This is a genomic window from Bacteroidia bacterium (genome assembly GCA_016218155.1).
Taxonomy (GTDB): Bacteria; Bacteroidota; Bacteroidia; order Bacteroidales; family GWA2-32-17; genus GWA2-32-17.
The window spans coordinates 23,308-37,686 of sequence record JACREQ010000032.1; the positions used below are offsets into that span (position 1 = coordinate 23,308).

Annotated in this window: 13 protein-coding genes; 11 read left to right on the forward strand and 2 right to left on the reverse strand. The window is 30.0% G+C overall.

The genetic code is table 11. The features are described 5' to 3' along the window. Nucleotides 1-36 precede the first annotated feature (36 nt). Together HY951_04735 and HY951_04740 are read right to left on the reverse strand one after the other, a co-directional pair. Nucleotides 37-2,055 carry a hypothetical protein gene (locus HY951_04735; protein MBI5539342.1) on the reverse strand — a complete coding sequence of 673 codons (2,019 nt, stop codon included), beginning with the start codon at nucleotides 2,053-2,055 and terminating at the stop codon, nucleotides 37-39. Between the two features lie 53 nt (nucleotides 2,056-2,108). Continuing rightward, on the reverse strand, nucleotides 2,109-3,053 hold the full coding sequence (locus tag HY951_04740) for an ATP-binding protein (GenBank protein MBI5539343.1): 945 nt from the start codon (nucleotides 3,051-3,053) through the stop codon (nucleotides 2,109-2,111). A 141-nt stretch (nucleotides 3,054-3,194) separates the two neighbouring features. Between HY951_04740 and HY951_04745 the strand changes: the two genes are divergently transcribed. The 11 genes from HY951_04745 (at nucleotide 3,195) to HY951_04795 (ending at nucleotide 14,375) form a co-directional block, all read left to right on the forward strand. Next, nucleotides 3,195-3,716 (forward strand): hypothetical protein, encoded by a 522-nt coding sequence (locus tag HY951_04745; protein MBI5539344.1) that lies wholly within the window; start codon nucleotides 3,195-3,197, stop codon nucleotides 3,714-3,716. A 1-nt stretch (nucleotide 3,717) separates the two neighbouring features. Continuing rightward, the gene (locus tag HY951_04750) at nucleotides 3,718-4,461 is read left to right on the forward strand and encodes a hypothetical protein (protein MBI5539345.1); all 744 of its coding nucleotides are present in this window, start codon (nucleotides 3,718-3,720) and stop codon (nucleotides 4,459-4,461) included. Nucleotides 4,462-4,484: 23 nt separating this feature from the next. Beyond that, nucleotides 4,485-5,150: a DUF3575 domain-containing protein gene (locus tag HY951_04755; GenBank protein MBI5539346.1), complete on the forward strand. Its 666-nt coding sequence runs from the start codon at nucleotides 4,485-4,487 to the stop codon at nucleotides 5,148-5,150. 339 nt (nucleotides 5,151-5,489) lie between these two features. Continuing rightward, a complete protein-coding gene (locus HY951_04760) occupies nucleotides 5,490-6,338 on the forward strand; it encodes a class I SAM-dependent methyltransferase (protein ID MBI5539347.1) in 849 nt (282 codons plus the stop codon). A gap of 212 nt (nucleotides 6,339-6,550) precedes the next feature. Continuing rightward, entirely contained in the window at nucleotides 6,551-7,156 is a 606-nt protein-coding gene (locus tag HY951_04765) for a hypothetical protein (GenBank protein ID MBI5539348.1), read from the forward strand. A 116-nt stretch (nucleotides 7,157-7,272) separates the two neighbouring features. Then, entirely contained in the window at nucleotides 7,273-8,154 is an 882-nt protein-coding gene (locus tag HY951_04770) for a hypothetical protein (protein ID MBI5539349.1), read from the forward strand. Between the two features lie 168 nt (nucleotides 8,155-8,322). Continuing rightward, nucleotides 8,323-8,838 (forward strand): hypothetical protein, encoded by a 516-nt coding sequence (locus tag HY951_04775; GenBank protein ID MBI5539350.1) that lies wholly within the window; start codon nucleotides 8,323-8,325, stop codon nucleotides 8,836-8,838. A 46-nt stretch (nucleotides 8,839-8,884) separates the two neighbouring features. Then, a complete protein-coding gene (locus HY951_04780) occupies nucleotides 8,885-9,505 on the forward strand; it encodes a peptidylprolyl isomerase (GenBank protein ID MBI5539351.1) in 621 nt (206 codons plus the stop codon). A gap of 256 nt (nucleotides 9,506-9,761) precedes the next feature. Further along, the gene (locus tag HY951_04785; protein ID MBI5539352.1) at nucleotides 9,762-11,123 is read left to right on the forward strand and encodes a peptidoglycan synthetase; all 1,362 of its coding nucleotides are present in this window, start codon (nucleotides 9,762-9,764) and stop codon (nucleotides 11,121-11,123) included. Between the two features lie 38 nt (nucleotides 11,124-11,161). Then, on the forward strand, nucleotides 11,162-13,450 hold the full coding sequence (locus HY951_04790; protein ID MBI5539353.1) for a gliding motility-associated C-terminal domain-containing protein: 2,289 nt from the start codon (nucleotides 11,162-11,164) through the stop codon (nucleotides 13,448-13,450). A gap of 4 nt (nucleotides 13,451-13,454) precedes the next feature. Then, on the forward strand, nucleotides 13,455-14,375 hold the full coding sequence (locus HY951_04795; GenBank protein MBI5539354.1) for a type IX secretion system membrane protein PorP/SprF: 921 nt from the start codon (nucleotides 13,455-13,457) through the stop codon (nucleotides 14,373-14,375). Nucleotides 14,376-14,379 lie beyond the last annotated feature (4 nt).

Below are 14,379 nucleotides of genomic sequence, written 5' to 3' on the forward strand. Positions count from 1 at the left end.
TTTAAGCTTATTCCCTTTGCTTCAATATTAAGAATTTTATTTTACTTTTTTTAGTGCTTCGGTTGTGGCTTCTAACATAGGTTGAATAGAAACTTCTTTTCCAACGGCTTCTTTCATCCAAACTTGTGGTATGAGTCTGCCTTGTGTGTATATTCTCTGAATTTCACTTGCGAAATTCTTTCCATCAATTTGTTTCTCAATCTGAAAATCGATAAGATGTCCAACCGGATAAGCTGAAAGGTAAAGAGGAGCATCAATCATATGAGAATAAATTGCAAGTATAGGCTCATCCTTTGAACCAAATACCGGAGCATAATATTTATTCCATACATCTTTTGCAATAATAATTACTTGTTCTTTTAATTGTGCAGGAGTTGCATCAGGATTAGCATATAACCATTTCCAAACCTGCATGTCAACTAAAGAAACCCCCATGATTTCGTAGCAAGCCCAGAAATTATCCAATGCCAACATGTCCTTTTTTAATGGATCTGAATTCTTTATTCCAATTAATTCAAGATCGCGTTTTTGAAAAATGAAAGCTAACGCCTCTGTAAATGCTGTATTGGGAACACCTTTCATCGTATAATAATCCATGTCGTATAAAGAAAGGGTTTGCTCAACTGTATGCCCGAATTCGTGTACGGCAATATTATATCCTTTGTAATCCATTCCGTCTTTGCCAACTCTGGTACGTAAATGAGCATTATCTCCGCGCATTTCGCTGCCCCATGCATGACCTGCACCACGTGAAGCATCTACGTTAATTCTGCTTGAAATTTCATTTGCTTTTTCGGGTGTAAATTCAAGTTTCTGAAGTATTAATGGTAAATCCTGCTGGAATTTTTCTTTTGTTGGGTACTTTGTTTTAACAACGTCTGTAAGTTCTGTCTCTGAAATTGTACTGCGTGATTTAAATCCGTCATACCAGATGTCAAATGGCTGTAGGTCGCGTCCTAGTCTGCTTTTTATTAAGGCTGCAACTTCTTTTACCTGAGGTGAACTGATAAATTCAATAAATAATTTTTCAACTTCTTCCTGAGACATTTCCATTTCTCCATCAAATTTTCTTTGTATATAAGTCGGGTATTGTGGACTATAAGCATCTATTTTTTTGTTTGCAAGAAAAACATTTAACAAATGTTCATAACGAGTATCAGGTTCCGGTTTGAATTTAATTTCAGCATTGTTTTGTGTAAGTTTGTTTGATTTAGGGTTCCATTGGTATTTGTCGCTATTAATTACATCAGAAGGAATTTCCTGTGTAATTATTTTTTTCATAACTTCATAAATCATTTTTTGTTTTTCGAGCCCAGCATCACCCTGATAATTTGATTTTAGTTCATCTCTTAAACCCCAGTGAGTAATAAGTTTCAGGTCTTTTGGAAATAATGTTTTATTGTTATCATCAACAAGATTACCCATAAAAATATTGTATTCGCTTATATAAGTATCAGCAGCAGTAATTGTTTCGCTGATTTTTTGAATTAAGTCAGCAGGTACTCTGCTCGAAAAAATATCACCTAAACGTGCATATGCCCATTGTAATCTGCTCCATGAAGCTGCTGATTCATTCTTTTCTTTTAATGTATATGCTGGGAAATTTAATATTGTAACAAAAGCAATTTTGTTAGCAAAAAAATCGTCGGCTAAATGTGAACTAACACTATAGCTACCAAACATTTCATCAATAGGTAAAAGCTCGTCGTTACCAAGATGAAGTGGTTCCATTAATCCTATTGTTATTCTGTTAAAGTTTCCATTCAGAATTTCCAGCTGGTGCTGAATTTTAATAAAAACTGCTTCACGCATTAAATCAGTTCCAAGATAATTTTCCTTACAGAAATTTTTAAAATCATCGGCAGTTCCATCACTTTCAAACCATAAAGCAGCTGCCTGACTCACACCTTTATTAATTAATTCTTTTCGGTCTTCACCGTACATTGTTACGAGTGTATCTACTGCTTGTTTAATTGTTGCTTCGGTAATGCTTGATTTTTTCACTTGTTCTGAATTGTCATCCGAACAGTTCTTACATTGTTGTAATCCAATCATTAATGGAAGAATTAAGTAAATAATTGATTTTTTCATAGTTGGTATTTTTAAGTTTAGGTTAAAGATTTCTTAACAAAATCACTAACCTGTAATAGTTGGTTTTCGAAAGTAAAAGTTTCTTTAAGGCTATAATTAAATTCTTTTAATCCGTTTGAATAATAAAGTTTTATAATTATTTCAGATTTATTAAAAACATTAATGTTTTCGTAGTTTACAAATATTTTTGCCTCAAGTATATTGCAAATCTCATTTTGAAAAACGGATTGACGATTTGGAACTGAGAAAACAGAATATCTTCCTTCTATTCTGTTAAAATAATTCTGCATTGCCGAAAACAAAGAATCATGAAACTCAGAAGGCAGCCATAGTTCAAATTTAAAATTACTTTCAACAGCACTTCCCGAATTTTTAACAAGAAATTTAGGGTAAAAATTAATGTTAAGAATTTTCCCGTTTTCTAATGTTGGCACTCCCTGAGTATTTACTATCCCAATAAATTCCATGTTAGAAACAGAGGCAACATTATACATTTCTCTTACATGTTGTTCTAACATCATTTCTGTTTTATTGCCAACCCTGAAATAATACCTGTTGTCTAATGCCATATGCGGGCGGACATTGCTTTTGGGAATATTAACAACTATTACTCCTTTATTGGAATTTTGGGTGTTCTGAATCTCGTAAACTTCAACATTTTCAATTTTAGGATAAATTTCGTTTTCAATTAAATTTTTAAGCCAGAAATCTGAAACAGTATTAAAATTAATTTCATCAAGTTCATTTGCTCTTTCTTTTAACTTTTTAATTCCAAAGATTATTGTTCCACCGCCTGAGTTTGCAAAAGCAGAAAAATATTTTGAAAGCCATAGTTCTTTTTTGTCATCTCCGGGAATAAGGTAATTTGCCTGACAAAAATTAATAGCACCTGTCTGCTTTATCTTATTTGAAATAAAGAGAGTTATGTCATTAAAATTGTATCTTGGTTTTGTGTTCTGCATTTTTCAATTTAAACTTTAAAGATAATTAAATGAATATTCTAATCAAGAAAAAAAATAATGAAATATGATGTCAAAAAGCAGAAAGAATTTATGCAACCTATTTTTGAAAAGTTGGTCTATCGTCTATAAAACTAATAAAATATGAGAGCAAAAATAATTTTGGGACTCTTTCTTTTAACTCTGCTTTTTGGTGCAGGAAAAGGCAAAGACTTTATTGTAGAAGGGATGAAACCTTTATATGTAGATAAAAATACAGCACATTTGATAAGTTTTAATGGTGCTCAGCCATTAAACAAGACCGGTAAAATTTATATTTATGGTGAATATGTGTTTATCAACGAGCAATATAAAGGAATACATGTAATTGATAATCATGACAAAACAAATCCTCAGAATGTAGCTTTTTTTAGTATTCCTGGTAACATAGACTTAGCGATAAAAAACGGGTTCATTTATGCGGATAATTACAATGACCTTGTTGTAATTGATATAAATACTCTTGCTACGCCTGTATTGGTTAAGAGATTGCCAAATGTTTACTCTAATATTACTCAAATGTATCCTGAAGATACCTATGGCTACTTTGAATGTGTTGATACCAGTCGTGGATATGTTACAGGTTGGATTAAACAAACTCTTGTTAACCCTAAATGCAGAAGATAATATGAGAGCAACAATAATTTTAGCAGCAATTATAATTTCATCAGTTTTTATCTCCTGTTCAAAAGAGGGTACTGATGCAATTAACAGTAAAGGTAAAGGCGGATCAATGGCTCGTTTTACTGTTTGTGGTGATTATCTGTATTCTGTTGACAATACTTCATTAAAAGTTTTCGATATTGCAACACCTACAGCAACTACCCTTGTAAATACCGTGAATATTGGTTTTGGAATAGAAACGATTTTCCCATTTAATAATTATTTGTTTATCGGTTCTCAAGATGGAATGTATATTTATGATATAACAAATCCTTCTGTACCTAGTTATATTGCAAAGTCGGAACATATTTTATCCTGCGATCCGGTGGTTGCAAATGATAGTCTGGCCTTTGTTACATTAAGAAGCGGTTCTCTCTGTAGAAATACAAATGTTAACAGATTAGATATACTGGATATTAAAAATATTTCTGATCCTGTTCTGATTAGAAGTCATTTTATGACAAGTCCCTTTGGACTGGGATTAGACAGTACTTATCTGTTTGTTTGTAATGGTACAAACGGACTTGATTTGTACGATGTTAGAAATCCTTATAACATATTGCCGATGAGTCATATTGATGGAATTACAACATATGATATTATTTTGTATAATAAAACGATGTTTGTTATTGGTGAAACAGGATTTTATCAATACGATTATTCGGATATAAACAATATTACTCTGTTATCGCAAATATTAAAAGAGTAAGAAACAATAAAATTTATAATGTAATGAGATTTTTTAAAATATTATTGTTATTTGTTATATTGTTTAGCTCAAACATCATTTATGCTAATTTTATTCATAATCAAGATTCAATATGGCCTAACAGAAAAATTATTTTAAGGCTTAATTTTGTTAATATAATGGATCCTTATATTCCGGCAATTCAAGTTGGAGCAGAGTATTCCATCAGAAAACGGCTTTCTTTATATCATGAGTTGGGTTATATTAATTCTGGATTGTCGCCCGATGGTTCTTTTGATAAAGAAATAAAAGGATTTAAGTTTATTAATACTTTAAAATTTTATCCTTTTGAATTTAGTAAATATGCCAAGCATTTTGTTGGACTCGAATTAGGAATAAATAAATATAATGCAAAAAGTGAGATTTGGGTTGATATGGGCCCATATAGCATGGCTAAACCCAAAACAACAAATGTGAGTTCTTATTATGCTAATTTGTTAACCGGATTTAATATTCATATAAAACCCTGGTATCGCCTGTGTATTGATTATTATGTTGGTATTGGCATAAGATATAGAAATGTTAAATCAGATATTGATGAAGAACAGGAATTTCGAGGATCTTTTTATGATCCTCTAAGATCACAAAATGAATGGATGCCAGGTTTTACATATGGCTTTAGGATAGGATATCTGCTTAAAAAGAATTAGTTTAATAATGTTTTAGAAAAGTTTTGAATTTCAAAACGATCATTAAAAATTATATTAATATGATTTTTCCACCTCTTGATCTCGATACGCTTTTGTAGAACATATTTCAACCTTAGGCATTTAATTAAAAAGCTACTCGATATGACAACCCGCAAAAACCCTTATCAGTCAGGTCGAGTAATTCGTCTCTGTTTAAAGAGTCGAATTGTATCGAGACCTACACACATGATAATTCTAAGATTAAACTCAAAACTTTTTTTTAATTTCAGTAAATTTTTTTTCTTTTTTATTTAGTAGAAAGTTTATTTATGTTTGTATTTATTATTGCCCAATTAACCCATGAATTACGAAGACAATCCAAATAGCATTAAATATTATGTAAAGCAATATTTGTTAGCTAATAAAGTAAGGTTTAGTAATAAAATTATTGTTGATTTTCCTGCAGGAAATGGGGTTACTTCAAACATTTTAAAAAATATTGGTGCGGTTCCTCTGGCATTTGATTTATTTCCCGAATACTTTAATGTTGAAAATCTTACATGCACCAGAGCAGAAATTGCAAAGGGAATTCCATTGCAAAATAATTCTGCCGATGCATTAATTTGTCAGGAGGGAATTGAGCATTTTCAGGATCAGTTTAATGCTTTGCGTGAGTTTAACAGAGTGCTTAAGATAAATGGCACGTTGTTAATTACTACCCCTAACTATTCTAACCTTAGAGCCAAGTTTAGTTATTTGTTAACCGAAAGTGAGCGTTTCCATTCAATAATGCCGCCTAATGAGCTTGATAGTATCTGGATGTCTGAAAAAAATATTTCTGATGAAATTTATTTTGGACATATATTTTTAATAGGAATACAAAAGCTAAGAGTATTGGCAAAACTATCTGGTTTTAAAATAAAAAAAGTACATCCAACAAAAGTAAAAACTACATCGTTACTGCTTTTTATTTTACACTATCCTTTAATTTATATCTCTTCATTTATTACTTATCGTAAAAATATAAGAAAAAATAAACTTTTTGATTCTGTAACAAAAAGAAAAGTTTATAAAGAAATATTTAAACTTAATACATGTTTTAAGGTTCTTACAAATAGTCATTTAATGATTGAATTTGAGAAAGAAGCAGAATGTGCCGAAGTAGGTAAAAATTTTAAAAGCCAGCATAAGGAGTTTGGGGTAACCTAAAGAAAGTGCCTAAAGTGCCTAAAGTGCCTAAAGTGCCTAAAGTGTCTAAAGTGTCTAAAGTGTTTATAGTTCTTGCAGTAATCCCTAACAGATTGATATTATTTTGTTTTTAATTTGTTATTATATATATTTGATTCTAATTATTTGTTAGAAAATTATAAATATTAAATTTGTTTAGAGTTAGAAATAGCGATTAGTAAACACGTATTATTATGAATAAAGAAGAAAACAAAGAGAGTCTTTTTAGACAAATGTATGTTACGCAAACATTAGGTTTCATAGACATCTCAAAGAAAAGACAATTTTGGAGTGAACTTGCAAAAGACCTTAATGGAGTTTTTAAAATTAAACAAACAGTATCTAGGGACTTAGAATTATTATGCTTGCAAATTCCTTATCAGGATTTTAATATCGAATTTACAGAATCCGACACTCATCCACTAAAAATTAATTGTATTATAAAAGTTAAACAAAAGCTTGAATTTTCATTAACATATGAAGATTCCATTGAAAAACTTTTTAAATTTTTTGGACAGCAGGATATTATTTTAAATGATGAATTATTCGACAAGAAATATTTAATTCAAGGACAAAATATTGAAATAATAAAAAATGTACTGGACATTGCTAACATTAAAAATATTTTGCTTAAAAATAATGTCTTTTCTTTCATATGTAACTATCAAGAAAAAGAATCAACAATAAATCTCACAAGTTTAGTAAGTAGGACTGTAAATTCTAAAGCTGAATTGCTTGATTTATACAAACTATTTTGTTTAACAATAGACAAATTTAAAGAATTAAATATAACAAATTAAATAATACGATTAATATATAGCAGACTATTCATTAAATGTAAATGCTTATAAATATTTATACTATATGGAGTGGGGTATAGCGATTAGTTAGGCAAAATGCTTAAAAAAAACAAAATATGACATTTCTTAAAGATTATTCACCCGAAGCACAAGCTGCAATTATTGCTGCTTTTACTGCAATCATAACAACTTTACTTTCTTTCTTGACTAAAAGTTGGATCGAAAAAAGAATACATCTTAACAAATTAGAAAATGAACATAAATATGAGCAACAAAAAATATTAAAGACATTACTTGCAAAAAATAAAATGCAATTATTAAATATTGCAGAACAATTAAACCATAGATTGTGGAACTTCAGTGAGAATTATAAAGAGAATTGGCTTAATGTTAATGGAAAATATGATCAAGGAAATTATTTTAAAAGTTTTGTCTATCGCTTTGTGACTTTCTTTGCATATATAAGAAAAATTGAAGGTGAACTTATATTTATTGACTCAACTTTTGCTTCAAAAAAAGATTTAGAATTTATTAAATTCTTAAGGACTTTTCCACAAATATTTTGCGACGTAAAATTTTTTGAAGGATTTAAATATGATAAAAGTATTGCTAGAGATCATTTTTTTAGAAATAATTTTGAAAAAATGGTTGAGTCCTTTATTAGACAGGATAAAGTAATAAGTTATAATGACTATAATGAAGAATTATACTTATATAACGATTCTATTGCTCAAATTTGTATCTTTTTTGACGGAATGACCCCAGAAGAGGAAAGATATAGATGGGATTTGATTCAAACTTTTCATTTGACTTTAATTGGTTTCCTTAATTCATATGGATTTGACTTTCAGTATACTTCAACTGATAAAATAAATCATATAATTATTACACCTCGAAAATCAAAACTTTTAGCAAACTATAAAAACATCATGACACGTTACAAACTTGATTCAAATAAAGAGTTTAAAAAGATATTAGAAACAAAGCACTTTGCCTAACACCATCTACGAAAACAACGTGCAGCTATGGGCAACTTGATAACTTTAACATTAAATAAAATTCTTAGCGGTTTAACACCGACTGCACGAAAATGCTTGTCGTTAATTAGCTTCAATAATTATATGAAAAAGACAAGATAAAACTACTAATCAAATAAACATTTATTTATGAAAGCTATCAAGAAGATTTTGTTGATTATTTTATTGTCAAACTTCTCAAATTTAATTTTTTCGCAAACAGATAATCTTTTAACTGAATTGCCCGATTCTACAAGAGAGGCTTTTATTAAAAGCGAGAAACAGCTTTTAAATACCATTAATTGGCTTAACAATACACCAATTAATAAAGATGTTGATTTTAGAAGAACGCAAATGGCATTATTGTATGCGTGGTTAGTTAACTCGCCTACGGTTACTATTGAAATTGATTATAGTGTGTTACCATTTACCAAAAAGAATCCGGAGTTATTGGCAACCTTTTTTGGTGGATGGGCAAAATATTCAATTGAAAATTCTTATTCGGAGGATCTGATTAAATGTAATTTAGCTGGAATTAGAAGTGCTGTTTCATTTTATAAAAAAGGCAATGGATTAAAAAGCGATAAGAAAATGGATGAAATAATTGAATTAGAAAACAAGAACGAACTTGAAAATTGGGTGAAAAAACAATTAAAAAAGAAATAATAGGAATAATAGTTTTAAAACATTGTGCAGTAATGGTGGTTTTATAATGAAAATAAATATAAGTAAAATTTTAATTGTTTGCCTGTTGTTTCTTAATGTTGCTACATTTGGACAGAGTATACAAGAAAGCATAATAAAAATTAACACAATTGATGAAGCAAATAATTTTATAAAAACAAATTCAACTTATGAAAGTGAGTTGCTAACAATTTCATCAGATGTTGACTCTTCGGAAATATCCAAGATACTTTTTGAGAAGAAGAAAGGTGAAATTATTACTTTCAAAAATTATATTTATAAAATAATTGAATCTTCATCTTCATTAACTTTTAGAGTAAGTTATATTTATTTAAATGGAGATGAGTTAACTAAAATGAAGATTGATAGTTTGAGAGATGTAATTATTAAAAAATATAATGATGGAGTTTCATTCAAAAAATTAGTTAAGCAATATAATATGGACAACAATAAAACCTTTGGTGACTTAGGTTGGTTTTCTGAAGGTATGATGGTAAAAGATTTTGAAACAGCTGTAAAAAAACACAGGCAGAATGATCTTTTTACTGTTGATATTCCTGATCATAAATGGTATTATGTTGTTTTAAAAACTTTTGATGATAGGGTTAAGTCAACTTTAGTAATATTACAAGTGAAAAATAATAAATAAACTTTAACTAAAAGTTATTACATAAACAATTAGGTGCTTCGTTTATTACAAAATAACAATGTTCAAATATAGAGTTGTAACTTATTTTACAATCACAATATCTCCAACTCCTCTAATCTTTTTATTAATGGTTTTGCTATCAATATTCAAATAATATTGTAAATAAAATAGTCAATATCTTTATTAAAACTATGATGGCCTAAAATAGTTTGAGATATTTTTATTTATATTTTTACAAATCTTAAAAAAACAAATTATGAATGTTCATTTTATTGCAATAGGCGGGAGTGCAATGCACAATCTGGCACTTGCCTTACATAAAAAAGAAAATTATACAATTACAGGTAGCGATGATGAAATTTTTGAACCTTCAAAATCAAGATTGGCTGCATGTAATTTATTGCCCGAAAAACAAGGCTGGTTTCCCGAAAAAATTCATAATGGTCTGGATGCTGTAATACTTGGTATGCATGCCCGTGGTGATAATCCTGAACTGATAAGAGCAAAAGAGTTAGGGTTAAAGGTTTATTCATACCCTGAATATTTGTACGAACAATCTAAAGATAAAATCAGAATTGTAATTGGTGGCAGTCATGGAAAAACTACTATTACATCAATGATAATGCATGTTATGCGTGAGTCGGGTAGAGCATTTGATTATATGGTTGGTGCACAGGTGCAGGGTTTTGATACTATGGTCGCTCTTTCAAAAGATGCAAAATATATGATAATTGAAGGCGATGAATATCTTTCTTCACCTGATGATTTAAGGCCAAAATTTCATTTATATCATCCGCACTATGCTTTGTTGAGTGGTATTGCATGGGATCATATTAATGTTTTTCCAACATTTGAAAATTATATAGAACAGTTTTCGATTTTTGCAGGAATGATAGAAGATAACGGTGCGTTGGTATGGTACAAAGGCGATATTGAATTAGAAAAACTTTCTAAAAATTTAAAAGCAGGTATTAAGAATATTTCTTACGGAGTGCATGACCACAGAACCGAAAATAATAAAACCATATTAAAAACTGATTCCGGTGAAATTTCAATAGAGGTTTTTGGCAAGCATAATTTAGAAAATATAAGCGGAGCAAAAGAGATTTGTAAACTGGCCGGAATTTCTGATAGCGAATTTTACTCGGCAATTTCAACTTTTAAAGGAGCAAATAAACGTTTACAAAAGTTAGGTGAAACAGAAAATACCACAATATTTCTTGATTTTGCACATTCACCGTCAAAAGTTAAAGCTACAATTGATGCAGTAAAAGAGCAGTTTACAAATAGAAAATTAGTTGCCTGTCTTGAACTACACACATTCAGTAGCTTGAAAAAAGAGTTTCTACCTCAATATGAAAAATCTATGGAGGCAGCTGATGAGGCAATTGTTTATTATAATCATCATACTATAGAGCACAAAAGGCTTGAGCAGATTTCTGTTGAAGAGGTTATGAATGCATTTGGTAAAAAAGGATTAAAAATTTTTACAGATTCAAGGCAACTTATCGACTATCTATTATCGTCTGAATACAATAATAAAGTTTTATTAATGATGAGCTCAGGAAATTTTGATGGGATACAATTTAATGAATTTGCAAAAAAAATTCTTTATTAAAATGAAAAAATCATTGTAGATTTGTTTTACAATAAAAAATGAAATATTATTATTTACATATCGCTTCAATTATACTAATATTATTAGTTTCTATTAGTATTAATTCATATTCTCAAAGTACTTTAAAGCAAAGCAAAGCAATTACAAATAATAATATTGATAAATATAAAATTCTTTGCGGCACATCACTTTCATTGCCAATAACCGGAACTATGCCATTAGGAGTAGGTGCCATTGTTAAATTTAAGTGGATAAAAAGTTTAGATACTTTATCAAATATCTGGAATGTAATATCATTAACAGATACTTTTCCGCAGTATCAACCACCAAATCCAGGTGCTACGCAAAATTTTTATAAAAGAATTGTAATTTCCGATGGGTTTACCGATACAAGTAATGTGTGTGTTGTTAAAGTTATTCCTGGATCAACAAATTTTTCTGCAAATATAGTTAATCCACCTACTCAGAGTATTCACATAGGTATTATTCCATCGCAATTTAATGGGACACTAATTACCGGCGGAACTTTAACAGATACAATAAAATTTTTATGGTTAAAATCGCAAAATCCAAATTTTACTGTAACATTTCCGGCAACTGAAGGTACATATTTAAATCAGAATTTAATTTTTTCTGAAGGTGCCGACACTACTTTTTATTATGACAGATTCGCATACATACTTCTTCCTTCTTCTGAACTGGCTTGTGTTTCATATAGTAATCCGGTAAAAGTTCTTTTACTTGACAGTAATGTTATTGTTAGTCCTGATACTATAATCTGTAGTGGTATGGGCTCTTCTATAAATGGTAATTCTGAGATTAATTATACATACCAATGGCAATTTTTTAATGGTACAATATGGGAAGATATATCAGGTGCTACAAATGCAAATTATAATCCTTTAAATATTCTTACTACAAAAAAATTCAGAAGAATAGTAATTGTAAATGGATTAAATGTAATAATAAGTAATGTGATTACTATTCATGTTACTCCTCCAATACAAAATAACATTATATACACTACAACACTTAGCACTACGGGTATCTCAGTGAATTATGGTACAACAACAAATATTGGCAATACAAATTCACCAACAGGAGGAAATGGTACATATGAATTTTTGTGGCGATATAGTAATGATAATATAACATTTTCAACTGCAACAATGCCAAATACTTTTTATTGGTATATTTCATACGCAGCATATGATACTTTGTATTATAAAAGAATTGTAAATTCCGGTTTTTGTACGAGCGTTAGTAATACATTGGCAGTATATCCGATTTATCCGGCAAATACTATTTCAATTGCAAATAGTACTGCTTGTAATGGCACTGCTTTGGATACTATTAAAGGTACTAGCGGAACACCACCTGTAGGGGCTACTTTTACCTGGGAAATGAAATCAGGTACTTCAACTGTTTGGCAGGTTATTCCAGGTGTTACCAGTGAGAATTATGTTCCAACAGGTATTACAGATTCTGCATCCTTTAGAAGAATAATACATTTAGTTTCTAATTCTTATCCAAGTAATATTGTAACAATTTACTCAATATCTTTTACTCTTTCAGCTACAAGTCCAATAATTGTTTGTGGAAATAATGCTATTATGGATGCAACTCCTGTAACTACTGGTAATGGCTGGTGGACAGCACCAGCATTAGTGAGTTTTGTAACATCAAATGTCCTATATAATTCTGAAATCTCTGTTCCTTCTTTTTCTACTAATTCTTTTTCGTATTCACTTTATTGGCATGCACAAAACTTAATTTGTGAAGATAGTGTTCATGTATCGGTAATTTTTTATCATGCAATAAGTCCACCAAACGCTGGAATTGATATTTCTTTAGTAAATGAAAACTCTACTCCTTTAAGTGCAACACCTCCTCCTTATGGAACAGGATATTGGTCGGTTGTTATGGGAAGTGCTAGTTTTGTGTATTCTAATGATGCTCATACGGTAGCAAGTGCTATATCTACCGGGGAAAATATTTTCAAATGGACTGTCTCAAATGGACCATGTGGGCCTTTATCAGATGAGGTTAAAATTACTGTAACAAATTCCAAAATTCCTGAAGGTTTTTCGCCTAATGGTGATGGTGTGAACGATTATTTTGAAGTTACCGGAATTGAGAATTATCCGGGTTCTGAATTAGTCGTTTTTAACAGATGGGGAACAGAGGTTTTTAGAATGAGACCATATGATAACAAATGGGATGGCAAAACTTCCGGTGGTATTATTTTGCCAGAAGATACATATTTCTATATTCTGAAATATGATAACTCAGAAACCAAAAAGGGATACATAATAATAAAACGGTAATGAAATGAAAAAAATAATTCTTATTGTTACTGTTTTTTTGTTTACTGGTAATTTATTTGCTCAGTACTATCATCACTTTAGTCAGTATATGTCAAACGGGCAGGCAATAAATCCAGCATATACAGGAAGTAGAGAAGTTTTAAGTACTTCTTTACTATACAGGGATCAATGGGTAGGTTTTAACGGAGCACCAAGAACAATGACATTTAGCGCACATACTCCTCTTAATCAAATGAGTTCTGCTGTTGGTTTACAACTGTTCTCTGATAGAATCGGAGTATCTAAACATAATGGTATTTTTATCAGCTATGCATATCGTATTCGTTTTAAGAAAAATCATCGAACTTTAGCTTTTGGACTAGGTGGTGGTTTAAATATGTTTCGTTCAAACTTAAATTCGGTATTAACAAATACCACTGGTGATGCAAGTTTTGAAGGTCAGTATTTAAAGAGCAATCGACCGGATTTTAGCTTAGGCACATATTATTATTCGAATAGATTATATGTAGGTTTATCAGTACCTTCAATTTTACATTATGGTTATGATGTTTTTGGAAAAACTCCTGATTCATTAAAAGCAAATGCAAGAAATGTTTTTTTTACAGCAGGTTATGTCTTTAAATTAAATAAGGATATTAAGTTTATTCCATCTTGTTTAATAAAGTCATATCCAGGCTTACAAACTCAAATGGATTTAAATTTAGGTTTAAGTATATATGATGCTTTAGGAATGTCAGTGTCTTTGAGATTTGGTGATGCAATGATATGGATAATTGATTATAAAATAAACAATCAGTTTAAAATTGGTTATTCTCACGATTTTTCAACTTCTATGCTTAACCGGTATGCTCATGGCACAAATGAGTTTATGTTAAGGTATGAGTTCGCATATAAAACTAATGCCGAATCAATAAAATTATTTTGATTTA